Origin of the sequence: Mesorhizobium loti, from assembly GCF_013170705.1 — a bacterium.
Classification (GTDB): Bacteria; Pseudomonadota; Alphaproteobacteria; order Rhizobiales; family Rhizobiaceae; genus Mesorhizobium; species Mesorhizobium loti_D.
Genome location: NZ_CP033334.1, coordinates 1,670,027 through 1,690,392, shown reverse-complemented (window position 1 = coordinate 1,690,392; position 20,366 = coordinate 1,670,027). Strand labels below are relative to the sequence as shown.

17 protein-coding genes and 1 pseudogene are annotated in these 20,366 nt (G+C 63.7%); 2 read left to right on the top strand and 16 right to left on the bottom strand.

Annotation, left to right across the window (positions count from 1 at the left end):
• Positions 1-15 precede the first annotated feature (15 nt).
• The 7 genes from EB815_RS08240 to EB815_RS08210 form a co-directional block, all read right to left on the bottom strand.
• Positions 16-1,038 (bottom strand): DUF930 domain-containing protein, encoded by a 1,023-nt coding sequence (locus EB815_RS08240; protein WP_056575944.1) that lies wholly within the window; start codon positions 1,036-1,038, stop codon positions 16-18.
• Positions 1,039-1,294: 256 nt separating this feature from the next.
• Complete coding sequence (locus EB815_RS08235; protein ID WP_056576556.1) at positions 1,295-2,461, bottom strand: DUF930 domain-containing protein; 1,167 nt, start codon at positions 2,459-2,461, stop codon at positions 1,295-1,297.
• Between the two features lie 105 nt (positions 2,462-2,566).
• A complete protein-coding gene (locus EB815_RS08230) occupies positions 2,567-3,310 on the bottom strand; it encodes a 5'/3'-nucleotidase SurE (RefSeq protein WP_056575942.1) in 744 nt (247 codons plus the stop codon).
• Positions 3,310-4,473, bottom strand: coding sequence for an MBL fold metallo-hydrolase (locus EB815_RS08225; RefSeq protein ID WP_056576553.1), 1,164 nt, complete (start codon positions 4,471-4,473; stop codon positions 3,310-3,312). Before EB815_RS08225 ends, EB815_RS08230 begins: the two co-directional genes overlap by 1 nt.
• Positions 4,473-5,549 (bottom strand): ABC transporter ATP-binding protein, encoded by a 1,077-nt coding sequence (locus tag EB815_RS08220; RefSeq protein WP_056575940.1) that lies wholly within the window; start codon positions 5,547-5,549, stop codon positions 4,473-4,475. The genes EB815_RS08225 and EB815_RS08220 overlap by 1 nt, the downstream gene beginning before the upstream one ends.
• Entirely contained in the window at positions 5,537-7,240 is a 1,704-nt protein-coding gene (locus tag EB815_RS08215) for an ABC transporter permease (protein WP_056575939.1), read from the bottom strand. The genes EB815_RS08220 and EB815_RS08215 overlap by 13 nt, the downstream gene beginning before the upstream one ends.
• 72 nt (positions 7,241-7,312) lie before the next feature.
• The gene (locus EB815_RS08210; RefSeq protein WP_056575937.1) at positions 7,313-8,299 is read right to left on the bottom strand and encodes an ABC transporter substrate-binding protein; all 987 of its coding nucleotides are present in this window, start codon (positions 8,297-8,299) and stop codon (positions 7,313-7,315) included.
• Between the two features lie 263 nt (positions 8,300-8,562).
• On the opposite strand from EB815_RS08210, the gene EB815_RS08205 reads away from it, so the two are divergent.
• Positions 8,563-9,534, top strand: coding sequence for a sugar-binding transcriptional regulator (locus EB815_RS08205; RefSeq protein ID WP_056575935.1), 972 nt, complete (start codon positions 8,563-8,565; stop codon positions 9,532-9,534).
• 30 nt (positions 9,535-9,564) lie between these two features.
• On the opposite strand, the gene EB815_RS08200 is transcribed toward EB815_RS08205, so the two are convergent.
• The 9 genes and pseudogenes from EB815_RS08200 to EB815_RS08160 all read right to left on the bottom strand — a co-directional run bounded on the left by EB815_RS08200 (position 9,565) and on the right by EB815_RS08160 (position 19,273).
• Positions 9,565-9,933 carry a hypothetical protein gene (locus EB815_RS08200; RefSeq protein WP_056575933.1) on the bottom strand — a complete coding sequence of 123 codons (369 nt, stop codon included), beginning with the start codon at positions 9,931-9,933 and terminating at the stop codon, positions 9,565-9,567.
• Positions 9,934-10,051: 118 nt separating this feature from the next.
• Entirely contained in the window at positions 10,052-11,416 is a 1,365-nt protein-coding gene (locus EB815_RS08195; RefSeq protein ID WP_065005522.1) for a pyruvate dehydrogenase complex dihydrolipoamide acetyltransferase, read from the bottom strand.
• A 3-nt stretch (positions 11,417-11,419) separates the two neighbouring features.
• Positions 11,420-12,418 carry an alpha-ketoacid dehydrogenase subunit beta gene (locus tag EB815_RS08190; protein WP_056575931.1) on the bottom strand — a complete coding sequence of 333 codons (999 nt, stop codon included), beginning with the start codon at positions 12,416-12,418 and terminating at the stop codon, positions 11,420-11,422.
• Positions 12,418-13,446, bottom strand: a complete 1,029-nt coding sequence (locus EB815_RS08185) for a thiamine pyrophosphate-dependent dehydrogenase E1 component subunit alpha (protein ID WP_081295028.1) — start codon at positions 13,444-13,446, stop codon at positions 12,418-12,420. Before EB815_RS08185 ends, EB815_RS08190 begins: the two co-directional genes overlap by 1 nt.
• A gap of 2 nt (positions 13,447-13,448) precedes the next feature.
• A complete protein-coding gene (locus EB815_RS08180) occupies positions 13,449-14,777 on the bottom strand; it encodes an NAD(P)H-dependent oxidoreductase (RefSeq protein WP_065005521.1) in 1,329 nt (442 codons plus the stop codon).
• 255 nt (positions 14,778-15,032) lie between these two features.
• Positions 15,033-15,880 (bottom strand): annotated as a pseudogene (locus EB815_RS08175) (carbohydrate ABC transporter permease).
• Positions 15,877-16,752, bottom strand: coding sequence for a carbohydrate ABC transporter permease (locus EB815_RS08170; protein ID WP_056575925.1), 876 nt, complete (start codon positions 16,750-16,752; stop codon positions 15,877-15,879). Before EB815_RS08170 ends, EB815_RS08175 begins: the two are co-directional and overlap by 4 nt.
• Positions 16,753-16,803: 51 nt before the next feature.
• The gene (locus EB815_RS08165; RefSeq protein WP_056575923.1) at positions 16,804-18,093 is read right to left on the bottom strand and encodes an ABC transporter substrate-binding protein; all 1,290 of its coding nucleotides are present in this window, start codon (positions 18,091-18,093) and stop codon (positions 16,804-16,806) included.
• Positions 18,094-18,172: 79 nt separating this feature from the next.
• Positions 18,173-19,273, bottom strand: a complete 1,101-nt coding sequence (locus tag EB815_RS08160; protein ID WP_056575921.1) for an ABC transporter ATP-binding protein — start codon at positions 19,271-19,273, stop codon at positions 18,173-18,175.
• 184 nt (positions 19,274-19,457) lie between these two features.
• Here EB815_RS08160 and EB815_RS08155 point away from each other — a divergent pair, with 184 nt between their 5' ends.
• On the top strand, positions 19,458-20,303 hold the full coding sequence (locus EB815_RS08155; RefSeq protein ID WP_056576543.1) for a metallophosphoesterase family protein: 846 nt from the start codon (positions 19,458-19,460) through the stop codon (positions 20,301-20,303).
• The last annotated feature ends 63 nt before the right edge of the window (positions 20,304-20,366 follow it).

Below are 20,366 nucleotides of genomic sequence, written 5' to 3'. Positions count from 1 at the left end.
AAACGGTGAACTGTTCTAGTAGGGACTGGGTAATTTAAGACCGGCCCATTCGCTGGGCGGAATTGCTGCCCCCACACGGAAGTTGAAGGACAGCACCTTGGTCGCATCCGTGTCGACCTCGCAGCGAAAGCTCAGGTAGTACCATGCGGTTGTCGTGCTGAAGGCGACATCCGGGGCGTTTAGAATATTGCCCACCTTCAGTGGAACGGATGGCACCCATTTGGGAAAATAAGAGGCATCCAGCAGTTGCTGCTGCAACGCGCTGGCGCAAAGTCTGGCGGCACGCTGACCGCGAGCCACCCCACCCATCGAGGTCGTGGCCAGCGCATCGCCGGTAGCGCCTTGCGAATAGAGCTTGCGAACGCCTGGCAGACTCGAAGAGCGCTGCGATGCAGACTTCGAGGCCTTTGAGGGGCTGGGCTTCGGCACATTCGCGGGTTTGGGCTTCGGCGCTTCGGCTGATGTGGGAAGCTCGATCTCGCCGTCGGCAGCCAAAGGCGCTGGTGCCGCGCCCTCTTGCTTGGCGGCGTCGAGCGCCGCCTGCTTGTCTGCCTCTTGTTTAGCTGCCTCGGAGTCTGTCGGCGGGACAGGTTGGCTGTCCGCGGGCTTCGGCTCGGCCTGCGGCTTTGAAGCGTCATCCTTGGCCGGCGCCGGCGAACTGTCCTGAGCACTGGCCCCATCCAGGGATTTCCTCGGACCGGCATCCTTGTCGCCGAACTGAAAAACGGGCTTCAGGACCTCGACTGGCGGTGGCTTATTAGGCTGCTTTTCCGGCGAAGGTGGTTTTTCGACCTTCTGCTCAGGCGGTTTTTCAACCTTCGGCTCGGGTGGCTTGGGCGGCGGCACGGGAGCAGGTTTCGGTTTCGGCTGATCGGGCGGAGGCACGAGCGCGACATTGACCGGCTGCTCCTCCTGCGGCTTTTGGGGAGGAATTGGCAGGCCATAAATCAGGATCGCCGCGACAAGCACGTGCAGGATCAGCGATGCGGGGATGCCCCACAGCAGATTCCGACGCCGTTCTCGTGCCTCGTCCTTCATGCTGACCGATGTGGAATGAAATAGCGGCGGCTTCAAGCGTAAGCACTGGATTGACGCAAATTGGCTGCTGACAGCTTGTCGATTTTGGATCACCCCATCAGGGCAGCCCGAGCGCGATTGCCGCCGGCATGACGGCAATTGGCTACACCGGCGGTGGCCATGCCATGGCGCGCGGCTGACGGCGGCTGGTACTGATTTCGCCTTTGCTGACCGGCATGACGTTAGCCGATAACTGTCCGTGCTCGGCGTGCCGGCCTTAGTTCAGCGGATACTTGGTTAATCCAAGTCGCGTCCATTCGCCGGGCGGGATCAACGGTCCCACACGGAAGTTGAAGGACAGGACCCTCGTCGCATCCGCGTCGACCTCGCACCGGAAATTCAGGCTGTACCACGTTGTTCTCGTGCTGAAGGCGGACTGCGGAGGATTGAGGACATTGCCTGTCTTCAGCGGAATGGTCGGCACCCATTTGGGCGAATAATCGGCGCTCTGCAATTCCTGGTTCAGAACGTTGCCGCAAAGGTTGGCAACGCGCTGATCGCGCGGGACGTTGTCCATGGAGCTTGTGGCCAACGCGTCGCCGGTCGCGCCCTGCGAATAAAGCTTTCGGACGCCCGGAAGGCCGGAATACATCGGCGATCCGGCCGCGGTGTTCGCGGGATTTGACTTGCCTGTCTTCCCGCTTGGCGCCTTGAAGGCTTTTGCGGATTTGAAATTCATCGTCTTTGCGGGTTTGGGCTTTGCCTTTTCGGCTGAGGGTGGCGGCGCTGGCTTGTCGCCGGCCTGGGCAGCCAATGGCTTCGGCGCCACGACCGCCTGCTTTTCGGCGGTTTGCGGTGCCGCCTCCTGTTTGTCTGGTTGCTGTTTGTCGGCTTCCTCGGTCGTCTGCTTCTCCTCGCTTTGCGCGGGCTTGGCATCCGGCGGGGCGGTTACCGGCTTCTCGTCGGGCTTGCTGGACTCTGCCTTTTGCTCGGGATTTGCAGGAGGAGCGGATTGGGAGAGCGCGGGCTTCGGTTCGACTGGCGGCTTCGCGGCCTCATCCTTGGCCGGCGACGGCGCATTGGCTTGAGCGCTGCCTCCGTCGACAGACTTCTCCGGTCCGGTATCCTTCTTGCCATATTGGAAAACTGGCTTCAGGGCTGGAGTGTTCGCCGGCTTGGGCGGCTGCTCGGGCGGCTTTTCGACCTTGGGTTCCGGTGGCTTTTCGGTTTTGGTTTCCTTGGGCGGCGGCGGGGGAACAGGTTTTGGCTTTGGCTGAACGGGCGGAGGCACGATCGCGACATTGACCGGCTGCTCCTCCTGCGGTTGTTGGGGAGGCGGGGGCAGGCCGTACACCAGGAGCGCCGCGATCAAGGCATGCAGGATCAGCGATGCGGGGATGCCCCACAACAGATTCCGACGCCGTTCTCTTGCCTCATCCTTCACGCTGTTCGATTTGGAATGAAATGGCGGCGGCTTCAAGCATAAGCACCAGATTAGCGCAATTTGGCCGCTGACAGCTTGGTGATCTCGACGATCGAACGCAGAAGATCAGCCCGGAATCCCATCCAGAAACCGCTCATCCAGCCGCGTTTCGCCAAACCAGTTCAACCGGTTGATGCTGACGAAGCCGGCATCGATCGCCTCGTTCTCGTCGCCCGGCTCACTGGCATGGGCGCGCCCGCGCGGAACCGTGATGACCGTGCGATCGCCGTCGCTTTCCACGATTTCGGCGGTGCGGCCGATCTTGTCGCGGCCAATGCGCGGCTGGCGGATTTCAGCCGGCAAGGCGGTCGGCAGGTTGATGCTGAGCCAATGGCCCTCTGTCGCCCAATCGGCACGCGACTGCCACAATGAAGCGATCAGCGCGCCAAGCCACCGGTCGTCGCCGTCAGTGAAATCGGGGTTTTTCACCCGCGAGAAGCCGATCGCCGACACCCCCCAGAAGGTTGCCTCCCGGGCAATGCCAAGCGTGCCGGAATAGGCGAGGTCCTCGGCCACGTTGCGGCCGTCATTGACGCCCGACAGCACCAGATCCGGCTTCCTGGCGTCGGCGAACAGCCACGTCATCGCGCTCACCACGCAATCGGCCGGCGTGCCGGAGCAGGAATACCAGTTCGGCTTGACGCGCCGCATCGTCAACGGCCTGGCGATGGTCAGCGACGAACCGGCGGCGGTGCGCTTGCCGTCGGGCGCGACCACCCACACATCGTCGCTCAACCCGCCGGCGGCGTTGGCGAGGCGGGCAAGGCCCGGCGCCTCGATGCCGTCGTCATTGCAGATCAGGATTCTCATTATTTGCTTCCTTGCGGCACCATGATGCGCTGGCCTGTGCGGCATTGCGCGCGCAGTGACGGGATGTGGCTCTTGAGGTCGGCGAGAAGATCGGTGGTACAGGAATGACCGAGCGCTTCAGGCTCTCCCGCCCTCTCCCAGATCGCGACATTTCCCGACAGCGTCGGATGGGTCGGCATGCGCACCCAGTCCGCCCTGCCGGCTCTGTACAGGAGATCACCCGGAGAACCAGCCGGCAGATGCCCGGTGAGCAGCACAGGGAACCCAGCCTGATCTGCGCGCGGCAACAGGCGCGACGACGGCCCGGCCTCGCCCATGCCGTCATCGGCCAGCAACGGCAGCGAAGGCAAGGGATCGGCATCAGTCCAGTCGGCGGCACTTGCTAGCCGGGCACGCAGGCGTTCGGAAACCCCAGGCAACAAGGCCGCCGTGGCGCCAATCTGCCCTTCCAGGGAGGAACGCATGCCGGCATGGATGGCAAACGGGCCCGGCAGCGCGGCGATCAATTCCAGCGACCGCCCCGACAAAGGCGTCGGCAGGAGGCACCCCTGCGGATGCCTTGCCACCCATTCGGAAATTTCCCGCGCCCGCGCCGCCCCAGATACGGGATCGGCGCCGTAGGAGGCATCGAAGACCAGAAGATCGCAATGCGGGATCGTGTCCATAACGAATACATGGCTATCCGGCACCACATCGCCCGAATAGGCGACGCGGCTTTTCCCGTTGTCGACAGCGAACCAGACGCCGCCCACGACATGTCCCGACCGCCCGGTCCGGATCGTGAGTTTGCCACTTTTCAACGTGTCGCCGGGTTCGAAGATTTCGACACGATCGAGCGGGAACGGAAACCGCCCGAGATCCTCCGGCTCGGCATAGGCGGCGAGCGTGGCCGGCGCCTCGTCGCGCGTTTCGGCCGTCATGAAGACCGGGCCGGCATAGCCGCGCGACAACAGCCAGCTCAGCGCGCCGACATGATCCTCATGGGCGTGCGAGACAAAAAGCGCATCGATGTCGCCGACCGATCCGTTGAGCGCCGGATAATACTCCGCCCCGGAAGCGCCAACCTTGATGCCGACATCGAGCAGGATGCGGTCGTCGCCACTGCTGACAGCGAGGCTGGTGCGGCCCTTTTCCCCAAAGCCGCCAAGCAGGTCCAGCATCATCACGATGCCGCCTCCGCCGGGATGAGCCATCCGGACCTTATCCGCAGCCGCGCCTGGGCCCCGCTCTCGAGCGTGACCGGGTCGAGCTGCTCGAAATGCAAGGTAAGCCCGGGGCCGGCGGCAGGCGTGAATTCGACGCGCGCCGCGCCGCCCTGATAGATCACCCGCTTGACGAGGCCATCGAAGCCCGGACCATCCTGCGAGACATCGAGATCCGCGGACCGGCAGCAGATCCTGGCGCCCGCACGCGGTCGCTCGCCGGGGCGGCAGCGGACCACCAGCTCGGCTCCGAGAACCTTGACCTTGCAATGGCCGCCTTCTTCGCCCGTCAGGACATCCGCCGGCAGCAATATGCCTTGCGAGATGAAGGATGCCACCATTTCATTTGCCGGCTCATGATAGAGCTCGCGTGGCGTCGCCAGCTGCGCCAGCCTGCCGTGATCCATCACCGCGATGCGATCGGCCAGCGCCATTGCCTCGGCCTGATCATGGGTGATGTAGACGATGGTTGTGCCGGTGCGCTTGTGGAAGGCTGCGAACTCGTCCTCCATCGAGGCTCTGAGATGCACGTCGAGATTGGCGAGCGGCTCGTCGAACAGCACCAGCGAGGGCGCGGCGACAAGGCATCGCGCCAATGCCACGCGCTGGCGCTGGCCGCCGGAGAGATTGGCCGGCCGGCGCTCGCCCAGCCCCTGCAGATTGACCAAGGCGAGCGCGTCCTCGACCTTCTGGCGCGCAACCGCCTTGTCGAGCTTCGCCACCTTCAGCGAATAGCCGATGTTTTCGGCAACCGTCATGTGCGGCCACAGCGCATAATTCTGGAAGACAATGCCGACGCGCCGCTTCTCCGGCGCGACGCTGCCATCCTTGGCCGACACGACCTCGCTGCCGATGCGGATTTCGCCCGATGTCACCTTCTCGAAGCCGGCGACGAGCCGCAGCAAAGTAGTCTTGCCGCAGCCGGAGGGCCCGAGCACAGCGAGGAACTCGCCGTCGGCAACGTCGATCGAGACATCCTTCACCGCGTCGAAATCTGCGAAGCTCTTGGTCACATTGTCTAGGGTCAATCGCGCCATGGCAGAACTCCGCTCGGAAGATGAGGGGCAAGCAGATTGGTCACCAGCATGAGCACGAAGGTGACCGCGACCGTGATGACTGACATCGCCGCCGCATAGTTGGAATCGCCGCCCTGCTCGAAGGAAAACATCACCACGCCGATCGTCTCGGAGCCTGAGGACCACAGCAGTGCCGAGACGGTAAGTTCGCTGAGCGCCGTCATGAAGATCAACAGGCCGCCTGCGATCGCCGCCGGGGCGACCAGCGGAAAGACAATGGTACGCATGCGCGTGAACAGGCCGGCGCCGGCCACTTGCGCGGCCTCTTCCAGCGCCCTGTCGATCTGGTGATAGCCGCTGATGGTCGGCCGCAGCGCCAGCACCAGGAAGCGGGCGAGATAAGCATAGAGGATGATCCAGACCGTGTTGTAGAGCTGGATGCCGGTGAACGGGATCGGCCGCAGGAACAGCAGCAGCGAGGCGATCGCCAGCACCACGCCGGGCAAGGCATAGGGCAGTTCGACCGACAGGTTGAGCAGCCGCACCCAGCGTTGCTTGCCCCAGGCGATGAGATAGCCGACAGGCACGGCCACGATGACCGCGAAGAAAGCCGCCGCGATAGACAGCCAGAAACTGTTGAAGAAGGCGCGCTTTGCGGCATCGTGCTCGAACAGCACGAAACGGTAATTGTCGAGCGTCGCCGTCTTGGCGGTCAATGCGATGCCATAGCCCGGCACCAGCGAGGTCAGCACCAGCCCGAACAGCGGCAGCAACAGTACCAGCACGATCAGCAGCCACATGCCGGCCTGGACGGCGGGCCGCCAGCGGCCGAGTTCGTAGGGCTCAGCCGGCAGCGACGTCGAGGAAATGCGGTAGTCGCGGCGGCGGCTCATCACCTCCTGAGCAAGGATGCCGGCCATGGCGATGACCCCGATCAGCACCGAGAGGAACGCGGTTTCGCCGAGCACCGCCGGACCGCCGCCTGCCAGCTTCTGATAGATGAGCGTCGGCAGCACAAGATAGTTGGCGGGAATGCCGAGAAAGGCCGGAATCCCGAAATTGCCGACGCAGGAGACGAAGGCCAGCGCCGCGGCCGCCATGATCGACGGCGTCATCAAAGGCAGCACGATGGTGACAAGCACGGTGAACCAGCCGGCGCCACCGGCGCGTGCGGCCTCGACCAGTTCGCGCGGCAGCTTGCGCAGGCCGGCCCGCACCAGCAGGAAGACCAGCGGGCCGTATTGCACGCCAAGCAGCAGGATGATGCCCGAGGTCGAATAGAGCGGATTCTTCGTGCCCAGTGGCGGTGCGGCGCCGAACAGCTTGAGGAACGGGCTTGCCGGGCCGAACAGTTGCAGCCAGGCCAGCGCCGTCACCTGCGGCGCAATCATCAGCGGCATGACGTAGCAAAGCACCAAAGCGCCGCGGCCGCGTATGTCGGTCAGCGAGACCAGGACCGCAACCAGCGTTCCCGACAGCACGGCAAGCAATGTCCCGCCGATGCCGACGACCAGTGTGTGCCATGTCGCGATCCAGGTCGCCGGGCTTCTCAGCCCAGCCTGCACGGCCACGGTCGACAGGGTTCCGCCGGGTGCCACGATCTCCTTGACGAGGCGCAGCATGGGCAGCAGCGAAAGCAGCACGATGACGACCGCCACCGCCGCCGTCAGGGCCATTTCCTGCCCCCGGCTTTCCCTGATGCGTGTTGACATGATTGTGCTTCCTGGGATCGATCCGCCGACGCGGGGAATGCCGTCTGACCGGCATCCCCCGTGATTGCCGACTCAGCCGCCGAACAGTTCTTGGAACTTCGCCTTGTCGGCGTCGGTCTTGGCGACGATTGCCTTGGTGTCGAACGGCATCACCTTGACATTGACGCCTTCCGGCAGCCAGTCGGGGCGGCCGACCGAGGCGCGTGCCGGCAGATAGCCCATGGACAGCGCCAGCTTCTGGCCTTCGTCCGACAGAATGAAGTCGACGAACTTCTTGGCGCCGTCGACGTTCTTGGCTGTCTTCATGATGGCCACCGGCTCGGTCACCGCCGGAACGCCTTCCGAGGGGAACACGAACTCGACCGGCGACCCCTTCTTCTTGGCGTTCATCGCCATGAAGTCGACGAGGATGCCATAGGGCTTCTCGCCCGATGCCACAGACTTCAGCACCGCGCCATTGCCGCGCACGCTGACGGTGTTGTTGGTCTTGAGCTTCTGGAAGAAATCCCAGCCATAGTTCGTATCCCCGGCGAAACCCGAGAGCAGATAGGCGGCCGCTCCCGAATAGAGCGGGCTCGGCATGACCAACCCATCGGCATAGGCCGGCTTGGCAAGGTCGGCCCAATGCTCCGGCTTTTCCGCGGCAGCGGTGTTGTAGACAATCCCGGTGGTGATCAGCTTGCTGCCGAAATAGGTCTTGTCGGCGTCATAGGCGTCGGCCTCGATGCCGTCGAGCTTGGCCTCGGGATAGGCCATCAGCCTGTCGTCTTTCTTCAGCAGCTCCATTGAGACCGCGTCGGCGATCAACAGCACGTCGGCCTGCGGGCTTCCGGCGGCGAACTCGGCCGCCATCTTGGTCAGGATGTCGCTGGTTCCGGAACGATAGATGGTCACGTCGATGCCGGGTTGCGCCTTCTTGAAGGCATCCACGGTCTTGGCCGCGTCGGCTTCCGGCTGCGATGTATAGAGCGTCAGTGTTTCGGCACTTGCCACGCCGGCAAACAAAGTTGCGGCGAGCGCCAGCTGGCTCGCCAGCAGCTTGATGAATAGCGTCTTCATGAGACCTCCTGTCTTGTCTGTGCATGACCGGTCCGGCCCTTGGCCGGCTCCCCGTCTCTTCCTCCCTGCACGGCGCATATGACTGGTGGATGACACAGCGCGTGGAACCCACAAAATATGTTCATATGTACAATGTCAATTACAAATGAACAGAGATGTGCGACAATCGGAATGCCGCAAGCCGGCATCCAGTTGACATCCGGCCGGCGTTCCTCCGATGAGGGCAACGCCGCCAGATCATGGCTCATGAGGGACCTGAACCGATGCCCGCCGAAAAACCCAGACCGGCTCGCCTGCCGATGGTCTCGTCGGACCTCAACGTCAAGACGGCCTGGCTCTATTATGTCGAGGGCTTCACGCAGGAGCAGATCGCCGAGAAGCTCGATGTCTCCCGGGTGAAGGTCATGCGCACGTTGGCCGCCTGCACCGCGGAAGGCATCGTCGTCACCATGATAAACGCGCCCACCGCCGAGCAGGTGGCGCTCGAGCGGCAGCTGGAAAAACGCTGGGGCCTCAACGCCGCTGTCGTCATCCCGACACCCTCGGCGCACGAACATCTGGAGAAGGCGATCGGCCATGCGGTGGCGGCCTATCTCGGCGAGCAGATGCGGGACGGCATGACGCTGGCGATCGGCGGCGGCGCGACGCTGCATGCAAGCCTGGGTTTCCTCGCCCGCCGGCAGCTGAAGCGCGCTTCGGTGGTGGCACTTGTCGGCAGCCTGCCGCATTCGCAATGGATCAACCCGTCGATCGTCGCGGCCAAGGTCGCAGATGTCTTCGAGGTCGACAGCTACCAGATCACCGCGCCGGTGATGGTGGACAATCCTTCGCTTCGCGATCTCCTGTGGGCACAGCCGACCCTGCAGGACGTGCGCCGCCGCGCCGCGGCCGCCGACATTGCTCTGCTCACCGTCGGCGACATGTCGCCGGACGCCACCATCTTCCGCCATGGCATCGTGCCGTCATCGCTGATCGCGCCATTGAAGGCGAAAGGCGCGGTCGCCAATATGCTGTGCTACTTCGTCGATGCCGCCGGCAGGCTGGTCGATCACGAAGTCAACGGGCGCGTCATGGCCATCGATCTCGAAATGGTCGGCCAGGTGCCGAATGTCGTGCTGGCCGCTGGCGGAAAACGCAAGGTGGCCGCGATCCTGGCCGCGCTGAAAGCCGTCAGCACCAACGTGCTGATCACCGACAGCGAAACGGCCACGGCGCTGCTGGCCAAGGGCGGCTAAGACAGCTTTCGCTCTGACCGTCGGTTCGAGCTAGATAAGTCCGCGCTCGCGCAAGAAATCCTCGACGCCGACATGCGTCATGGATTCGAATTCGGCGATCGCCTCGGCAACCCGCCTGCGCTGGGCCGCCAGCAGCGTGAACACCTGCTTCATCTCGCCGGAAACGCCGAAACGGCTCCAGCGCTCTGCAATATGGACGGGCAGGCCGATATCGGCGCAGAACGCGTCCAGGCTGTCATAACCAAGGCTGGCGACAAGCTGCCTCGTCTCGTCCGCCGACATGCGCGGCTCGAAAGCGTGATCGTGCAGGCGCTGCGCCACAAGCTTGATATCGGACGGCGAGGCACCCATGACCTTGCCGAACAGGGTTTTGACGTCAGACGGGTCGAATGCAGGCATGCTTGCCTCCCTTGAACGCGATCCGCTGGGGAAGATGGGTCAAGGGTCGACGCCTGACAAGTCGTTTCTGAATGTGAGCCGGCTTTGCAGGCCGGCCTCACTCGATTGTCAACACGCCCTATACCAACAGCCCCATCGGATTCTCGATCAGCCGCTTGAAGGCGACGAGCAGTTCGGCGCCAAGTGCCCCGTCGACGGCACGATGGTCCGTCGACAGCGTCACCGACATCACGGTGGCTATTTTGATCTCGCCGTTCCTGACCACGGCCCGCTCCTCGCCGGCCCCGACCGCCAGGATCGTCGCATGCGGCGGGTTGATGACGGCGGCGAAGTCCTTGATGCCGAACATGCCGAGGTTCGACACGGCCGTGGTGCCGCCCTGATACTCTTCCGGCTTCAGCTTGCGGCTGCGTGCACGGCTCGCCAGATCCTTCATCTCGTTGGAGATGGTGGACAGCGACTTCTCGTCGGCATGCCGGATGATCGGCGTGATCAGCCCACCGGGGATCGAGACGGCGACGCCGACATCGGCATGCTTGTGCTTGACCATGGCGCTTTCGGTCCATGAGGCATTGGCATCCGGCACCGCCTTCAGCGCCATGGCCATCGCCTTGATGACCATGTCGTTGACCGACAGCTTGTAGGCGGGAGCCTCGCCCTTGTCGGTCTTCTTTATCGGTGCGGCGGCATTGATCTGCGTGCGCAGCGCCAGCAGCGCGTCGAGTTCGCAGTCGAGCGTCAGGTAGAAATGCGGAATGGTGGTCTTGGCCTCGACCAGGCGGCGCGCGATGGTCTTGCGCATATTGTCGTGCGGGACCAGCTCGTAGGAGCCTTCCTCGAACAGCTTCAGCACCTGGTCGTCCGACATCGCCTTCACGGCAGGAGCGGAAGCAGCAGCGGCGGCGGGAGCTTCAGGAGCCAATGCTGGGGCCTCTTTGGCACCGCCCTTGGCAATCGCCGCGTCAATATCCGCCTTGACCACGCGGCCGTAAGGACCGGTGCCGGTGACGCTGGCAAGGGCAAGGCCCGCCTCACGCGCCAGACGTCGGGCAAGCGGTGTCGCGCGTGCGCCCGACGGCGATTGGCCGATCTCCCCCCCAGAGGGGGAGATGCCCGGCAAGGCAGAGGGGGGCGTGACAGAATGCGACGTTGGCGGGACAGCGCCCCCCTCTGTCGACTTGGTCGACATCTCCCCCACAAGGGGGGAGATTGGCGCCGTGTCTTGCTTGGCCCCATAAGCCTCGCCATCGGCATAGATCCAGGCGACCGGCGCGCCGACCGGAATGTCGACGCCTTCCTTGCCGGTCACGTCGCGCAGCACGCCGCTGGCTGGTGCGTCGATCTCCATCGCCGCCTTGTCGGTCTCAATCTCGAACAGCACGTCGCCCTTCTTGACCTGCTGGCCTTCGGTGGCGAACCAGCGCGAGATCTGTCCGGTCGCCATGTCCATGTCGACCTTGGGAAGAATGACTTCTGTCGGCATGTCTCAGCGAACCCCTTTCACGAGGTCGCGCGCGGCGGTGATGATGTCGGGAACCTGCGGCACGGTGGCCTTTTCGAGCTCCGGATTGTAGGGGATCGGCGTCTCGGCGCCGCCCAGCCGCACGATCGGTGCGTCGAGATAGTCGAACGCCTCGCTCTCGGCGATCATGGCGCTTACTTCGGCGCCGATGCCCAATGTCTTGACCGCTTCGTAGACGCACATCAGCCGCGACGTCTTCTTGACGCTGTCGATGACGGTCTGCTTGTCCATAGGCCGGATGGTCCGGAGATCGACGACTTCGACGTCGATGCCCTCGGCTTCCAGCGTGGCGGCGGCGTCGAGTGCCTTCTGCACCATGATCGAGGTGGCGACGATGGTGAGATCCCGGCCTTCGCGGCGGATGTCGGCCTTGCCGATCGGCACCGTGTAGTAACCTTCCGGCACCGGGCCCTTCACCTTGTAGAGCAGCTTGTGCTCGAAGATCATCACCGGATCGGGGTCGGCGACGGCGGCCAAAAGCATGCCCTTGGCATCATAAGGCGTCGCCGGCTGAATGACCTTCAGGCCCGGCACATGGCCGAGCCAGGCCTCCAGGCTCTGGCTGTGCTGCGCGGCGGCACCCGTGCCGGAGCCGGCCGGAAAGCGCATCACCACGGGAACGGAAACCTCGCCGCCCAGCATGAAGCGCATCTTGGCCGCCTGGTTGACGATCTGCTCCATGGCCAGCGTGGCGAAATCGGAGAACTGGAATTCGAAGATCGGCCGCATGCCGGTGACGGCGGCGCCAACGGCGACGCCCGCGCCGCCCAGCTCCGAGATCGGCGTGTCCATCACCCGGTCGGCGCCGTAACGGTCGACCAGGTCGCCGGTCACCTGGAAGGCGCCGCCATAGACGCCGATATCCTCACCCATCAGGAAGACGCGCTCGTCCATGTCCATGGCGATCGCCATGGCTTCCTGGATCGCCTGGGCGTAGCTCAGTTCACGCACCATCGCGTCCATCACGCCTGCTCCGTATACACGTAATTTCCAGTCTCGCTCACATCCGGCGAAGGGCTCGCCTTGGCGAACTCGATGCCGTCGGCAATCTCCTGCGCCACTGCGTCGCGAATGGCCTCGATGCCCTTGTCGTCGATGAAGCCGAATTCCCGCAGTTCGTTCTCGAACAGCGTGATCGGGTCGCGGTTCGACATCCAGTCCTCGATCTCTTCCTTGGTGCGATAGCGATTGCGGTCGCTCTTGGAATGGCCGCGATGGCGGTAGGTCTTGGATTCGATGAGCGTCGGCCCCTCACCCGCGCGCGCCCGCTCGATGGCCTTGTACGAAGCCTCGGCGACTTCGGAGAAGATGTTGCCGTTGACGATGACGCCGGGCATCGAATAGGCGGCGGCACGATCGGCGATGTTCTTCACCGCGGTCGAACGGGCCGTCGATGTCGACATGCCGTAGCCGTTGTTCTCGCAGACGAAGATGACAGGCAGCTTCCAGACGGCCGCCATGTTCAGCGCTTCGTGGAAGGCGCCCTCATTGTTGGCGCCGTCGCCGAAGAAGGAGACGACGACCTTGCCGGTCTTCATCATCTTGGAGGAGAGCGCGGCACCGACCGCGATCGGAATGCCGCCGCCGACGATGCCGTTGGCACCGAGATTGCCCTTGGCGACATCGGCGATGTGCATCGAACCGCCACGGCCCTTGCAGTAGCCGGTGGTTTTGCCGAAGAACTCGGCGAACATGCGCTTCACCTCCGCACCCTTGGCGATGCAGTGGCCATGGCCGCGATGCGTCGAGGTGATCTGGTCATCCTCGCCAAGCGGCATGCAGATGCCCATGGCACTGGCTTCCTGGCCGATCGACAGATGCATGGTGCCGTGGATCAGGCCGCGCATGTAGCTTTCCTCCGCGCCCTCTTCGAAGCGGCGGATGAGGTACATCTTGTAGAGCACCTGCTTGAGCTGCTCGGCGCTGTACTGGCGATAGACGAAAGGCAGGTTGGCGCGGCTGTCCGCGACGGCTTTGCTGGCTGTGGCCATGATCAGGCTCCCACGGTTCCGTAGACGAGTTTGTCCTGGCGAGCGCGCAGCTCCGCGATCTTGGAGCCCGGCGCGGGAGCCGCGTTGGCATAGGTGATGAGCTCGCCCTTCTTGATCGGCGCCGTCACCGAGCCGCCCTGCAGCAAGCCGCAGGGAATGGCTCGCGCCGCATGCGCTTCCGGCGCCGTCATGATCCAGGCGCGGTAGCAATATTCGCCGATCGCATCGAGCTTCTCGCCCGGCTGCATGTCCTTCTTGGCGACCGCGGCAACTTCAGCCACCGGCTTTGCCAGCGGCACCATGTCGGCCTTGCCGTAGAGGACGACGCGGGCGCAGGTCAGCGGCACTTCGAGCGAGGTCAGGTGATAGGGGCGATGGAAGGTGAAATACGGGCCCTTGCCCATCTTCAGGTCTTCCATGCGCTCCGAAATGCGCGGATGCGACATGTCGGCGACGACGAAGACGCCGGGCGCCACGCCCTTGCCGATCGAGTAGTCGACGACGCCGACCTTGGACAGCACGCCACCGTCCTTTTCAGGCACCAGGACTTTCGAGAGCTCGCCGAGTGTCGCCGCGGGGCCATGCATGCCGGCCTTGTCCGGCACCAGGCCGGTTGCATTGGCGATCGCCGCCATCTCGACCATGGTCTTGGAACCATCGACGAACTCGACCAGCATACGCACACTCATGTGCCGGCGCTTGGCCTCTTCCTCGTAGGCGGGCGGTGTGGCGTCGATGTTGAGCGGGTTGTTCTTGCCCTTGCCGGCGGCGACGATCGGATGGCCCATGGCCGAAACGAACTCGATCAGTTCCATGCATGAGGACGGCTCGTCACCGGCGCCCAGCGAATAGGTGACACCGAGCCGATCGGCCTCGCTCTTCAGATAGGCGCCGATGGTGACGTCGGCCTCGACATTCATCATCACCAGATGCTTGCCATGCTCCATGGCGCGCAAGCCGATCTCGGCACCGACGGCGGGAACGCCGGTCGCGTCGATGACCACGTCGATGAGATCGTTGTTGATGACCAGGTTGGCGTCGTTGGTGACCGCCACCTTGCCGGCTTCCATGGCAGCCGTCATCGCCGAAGCGTTCGACACTTCGCGCGCATGGCCGGTTTCCTGGAAGGCGATATCCACCGCCCTGCTGGCGGCCGGCAGGTTCAGCTCCGAGATCGCGCCGATCTCGATGCCGGACATATGGGCGACGCGGGTGACGATGTCGGTTCCCATCTCGCCGGAGCCGATCAGGCCGATGCGGATGGGCTTGCCCGACTTGCCACGCTCATCGAGATCGCGGGCAAGGCCCGTCAACGAAATATTGGAAGCCATACCGCTTATTCCTCCCACATTGCAGGCTTGTTCAAGTGCTTGACGGGTATTGAACATCTGTATTTCTGTCAAGACTAATGTCCAAAATTACCGCACTTTCGTGCCCTTCCGGAGGCGTCCGGCAGGCACGGAATGGCCGGTGGCAAAAGCCGGATGCCGCGCGTTACGGCAGGCTGTCCGGGATGCCGAACAGCCATCGAACCGCAAACCTGCAAAGCTGCGCGGCGGACGCCGCGATGTTCCGGCAAGAGGCGGCTACTTGATGCCGGCCCGCATGAAACTCGCACGAACTGGCGCTGGAACAGCAGGAAGCCGATCAGCAGCGGCGCCGAGGTCATCAAGGCGGCTGACGAGATGATGCTCCACTGTACGCCCTGGTCAGGCGAGGCGAAGACCTGCAGGCCGACCGTCAGCGGCCGGGTCGAGACCGAATTGGTGATCACCAGCGGCCACAGGAGATTGTTCCAGTGGTAGCTGACCGAGACCAGCCCATAGGCGACATAGATCGGGCGCGACAGCGGAACGTAGACCTTGAGCAGTATGCCAAGCGGCCCGGCCCCTTCGACGCGTGCGGCGTCGTCGAGTTCCTTGGGCACGGTCAGGAAGGCTTGACGCAGAAGAAAGATGCCGAAGGCCGAGGCCATGTAGGGCAGGCCCATCGCCAGCACCGTATCGACGAGGCCTAGCTTGACCATGGTGCGGTAATTCTCGACCAGCAGCACCTCGGGCATGATCATCAGCTGGATCAGCACCAGCATGAACACCAGCGTCTTGCCGCGGAAATCGTAGCGGGCGAAGGCATAGGCGGCGAGCGTGCAGATGACGAATTGCGAGGCCAGGATGACCGTGATCAGCACGAAGGTGTTGAGGAAATAGCGCGCGAACGGAGCGGCGTTCCAGGCCTGGATGAAATTGCCTAATGTCAGGGGCGCCGTGACGTCGAAGCGCACTTCGTATCCGGCGGGATGGAACGCCATCCACACCGCATAGAGCAGCGGCAGGATCCACAGCGCGCCGAGCAGATAGCAGCCGATCACCTCGATGGCGTGCCAGAAACCCTGCTCGCGCGACTGGACCGGCTGGGGGAGAGCGGTGACGGTCATTTGTAGTGGACCCTCCGGTCGAGAATGCCGAACTGCACGAAGGCGAGCGCTGCGAGCAGTGCCAAAAGCACCATGGTCAGCGCGGCGGCATAGCCGGTATCCCAGAAGCGGAACGCCGTCTGGTAGATGTAGTAGAGGAGCAGCGTGCTGGCATTGTCGGGGCCGCCACGGGTCATGACGATGACGTGGTCGATCAGCCGGAACGAATTGATGATGGCGTTGATCAGCACGAACAAAGTCGTCGGCATCAGCAGCGGGAAAGTGACGCGGCGAAAGAAGTACCAGCGCCCGGCGCCCTCGAGAGCCGCGGCCTCCGACAGCGACGGGCTGATCTGCTGCAGCGCCGCCAGGTAGAAAATCATGAAGAAGCCAGCCTCCTTCCAGACCGCCAGCACCATGAGGCTGCCCAGCGCCGTCGAGCCATCACCCAGCCAGTTTCGCTCGGCAAAGCCGAACAGGCCGAGGAAGCGGTCGATGAGGCCGTAGCCAGGCGTGTAGAAGAACAGCCAGATGTTGGCCACCGCGATCATCGGCAGGATGGTGGGCAGGAAGAACGACATGCGCAGCAGGGCCTTGCCGCGGATGGACGAGTTGACGATCAGCGCCATCAGCATGGCGAGGCCGATCGCCACCGGCACCGTGCCGATGGCATAGATGGCGTTGTTCTTCAGCGCGGCCAGGAACACCGGGTCGCTCAGCATGTCGCTGTAGTGGCCGAGCCCGACGAACTTTGCCGGGCGTACGCCGCGCGGCGTGTTGTAGAAGCTGTTGACCAGCGTCATCACCGCCGGGACATGGGTGAACGCCGCCAGCAGCACGACGGCCGGCAACAGCAGCAGCCACGCGGTGATCTGATTTCGCCCCTGTGTCACGAGACACCCTTTCCTGTCACTGTGGCTTCGACCCACCGCCCTTCGTATCGGTCAGCGATACTGCTTCAGGATGCGGTCGGCTTCCTGCTGCGCATCGCTCATCGCCTGTGCCGGCGTCTTGGTACCGGTCAGCGCGGCCTCGATGCCGTCATCGATGACGCGGGCGACACGCTGGTTCTCGTGCGTCGAAAGCTCCGGCACCATGTAGGGGATCTGGTCGTGCGGGACGGCGGCACCCGGGAATTCCTTGACATAGGCCTGCATCGCCGGCGTGTTCCAGGCATCGTCGCGCGGCGCGATGTAGCCGGTCTTGATGCTCCATTCGGCGGCCTGGTCGGCCGAGGTCAGCCATTTCGCGAACTGGAAGGCCGCCTGCTGCTTCTCGGGCGCCGTGCCGTTGAAGATGAATATGTTGCCGCCGCTGGTCGGCGCGCCGCGCTTCTTGTGCTCCGGCAGCATCTGCACGCCGAACGGGAACGGCGCGTTGGTCTTGACATTGGTCAGGTTGCCGCTGGTCGTGGTGATCATGGCGGCACGGCCCTCGAAGAAGTCCTTCGGATTGGTCGCCCACTCGATCACGCCGGGCTTCATTACCTTGTGCTTGAGCGCCAGGTCCGTCCAGTATTGCAGTCCTTCGACGACCTCGGGAGAATCGAAATAGGTCTTGTCGCCCGAAACATCGGCGATCGTGCCGCCATTCTGGGCCACATAGCCCTGCAGCAACCAGTAGGAGGTCAGCGACGACGGCACCTGCATGCCCCATTGCGTGACGTTGCCGCTGGCGTCGCGCTTGGTCAGCTTGGTGGCGAAATCGACGACTTCTTCCCAGTTTTGCGGGCCGACATCCGGGTTGAGACCGGCCGCCTTGAAGGCATCCTTGTTCCAGAAGAACACGGTCGTACCGCGCTGGAACGGGATGCCCCAAGTCTTGTCCCCGCTCTTGCTGTTGGTCATGAACACCGGCGAAAATCCGGCGAGCCAGGCCTTGTCGTCGTCGGTCTTGACCAGGTCGTCGATCGGCGCGATCGCGCCCTCGTCGATCAGCGTGAAGAGATCGGCCGACAGCATGACCGCCAGTTCCGGCGGCTGGCCGGCCTTGAACGCGGTCAGCGACTTGCTGATCGTCTCGGAATAGGTGCCGGAGTAGATCGCCTTGACCTTGATGTCGGGATTGGCCGCCTCGAACCGAGTGATCAGGTCGTCGACGATCTTGGTCACCGGACCGCCGATGGCCACGGGATAATAGAAACTGATTTCCACCGGCTCGGCCTGCGCCACGCCGAGGCTCAGGCCTGCTCCCAACAGCGCGGCGCCAAGCCACTTGCCACTTCTTGCAAACATCGTTTCCTCCGGTTTGTGATGTTTTCTCGTTGTCGTCGCCAATCGGCCTGCTTCGAGGCCGTGGGCCGTTCCCCGCAGGTCAGGGCACCGCGCGCAGCACGCGCTCGCCGGCCGCCTGACCGACCAACACCTTGCGCTCGGCCCTGTAGCCGTCCGCCTCGTCGAAGACGTGCATGGCGTCGGGCAGCCAGCCCAGCCGCACCTGGTCGCCAACGGACTGCCGGCGGATGCCGTCCACGCGCACCTGCAGAATCTGGTCGCCGACGGCGCACTCCAGAATGCTGTCGGCGCCGTGATATTCGATGCCGCGGATGATGGCGGGAACGACGCCATCCGGCTCGATCCGGATCTCCTCCGGCCGCAGCCCGAGCGACAGCCCATCGCCCTTGCCTTCGACCAGTGCCGGCCCCGCCGATCCCTTGATGATGGCGCCAGCCGGCCCATCGGCCAGCGAGACGAGGTTCATCGGCGGCGTGCCGATGAACCTTGCCGCGAACGATGTCGCGGGCCGCACATAAAGCCCTGCCGGCTCCGCCTTCTGCTCGATACGGCCGCCGCGCATGAGGATGACCTGATCGGCAAGGCTCATCGCCTCGATCTGGTCATGCGTGACATAGACCATGGTCATGCCCAACGCCTGCTGGATGGTGCGTATTTCCTTGCGCATCTCGTGGCGAAGCTGCGCGTCAAGGTTGGACAGCGGCTCGTCCATCAGGCACACCGACGCCTCAGCCACGATCGCCCGGCCGAGGGCGACGCGCTGCTGCTGACCGCCCGAAAGCTGGGAAGGCTTGCGGTCAAGAAGCGCCCCCAGCCCGAGAATGTCGGCTGCCTTCTTGAGGCGACGCGTCCGCTCCCCGGCCGGCACCCGCCGCACCTTGAGACCGAATATGATGTTTTCCGCAACGCTGAGGTGGGGGAAGAGCGCATAGGACTGGAACACCATGGCCAAGCCGCGTTTGGCCGGCGGCTGCACGGTGACGTCCTTGCCGCCGATGAAGATGTGGCCCGAAGTGACCGCATCGAGGCCGGCAATCAGCCGCAGCGTCGTCGACTTGCCGCAGCCGGACGGCCCAAGCAGCACCGTCAGCGTGCCGGGCTTCACCTCGAAGCTGACATCCTTCACGGCGTCAAAGGTCGCCCACCTCTTGTTGAGGTTCCTGATCTCGATGCCGGACATGGTGCCTCCCCGTTCCGGTAACCTCCCGCCCGATCCCTCCGGAATCCGCGCGGCGAAGACGCGCTCGGGCTGGCGATCCGTTGATCGCTAAAATCGAATATTGAACTATCTTTCTCAAGTCAATACAATTGTACAATTCTGAGGCGACGACGCATCAGACCACGCCCACCGGCAAGAGAGATCCATGGCCTCGATTCGAATTATGCAGATATCCGACACCCACCTCTCGCCGCGAACCCATCGGTTTCACGAGAACAACGAGCTCATGATCGATGTGCTGAAGGCCGCCGATCACGACCTGATCATCCATACCGGCGACATCACGCTCGACGGCATACGCTTCGAGGAAGACTATCCCTTCTGCCGCTCCTTCCTGGAGCGCGCCGGCAAGGACATCCGCTATATCCCCGGCAATCACGATGTCGGCGACAATCCGCGCCTGTCGCAACCCGAAACCGCCATGGGCAGTGCCATCAGCCCAACCAGGCTTCACCGTTACGAGCGCTATTATGGCGCCGACAGATGGTCGATCGACCGCGACAACTGGCGGCTGCTCGGCATCAACTCGCTGCGTGTCGGTTCGGGACTGGAGGGCGAGCAGCAGCAATATGACTGGATCGGCGAACAGCTGGCGACGCTTGGTGAGCGGCACCTGGCGCTGTTCTCGCATCAGCCGCTCTATGTCGACACCCCGGAAAGCACCGAGCTGACCTACTGGACAGTCGACCCGATCGGCCGACAGAACCTGCACGAATTGATGGAGCACAAGCAGCTCAAGATGATCGCCAGCGGGCACCTGCACCAGCAGCGCTCGCGCGGCCACGATGGTGTGAGGCTCGAATGGTGCTCGTCCATCGCCTTCACCACCCGCGAGGAGCTGGTGCCCGAAATGGGTGGCAACCGCGAGGTCGGCTATCTCGAGCACGTGCTGCATGACGACGGCGGCATCGAAACCCGCGCGGTGACCATCCCCGGCTTCGTCAACAGCTATCTCGACGACTGCCTGCTCGAGGTCTACCCGAAATACTGATCGCGCCACGATCGAGAACAAAAAAGGGCGCCGGCGATCCGGGCGCCCTTTTCAGTTCGAATC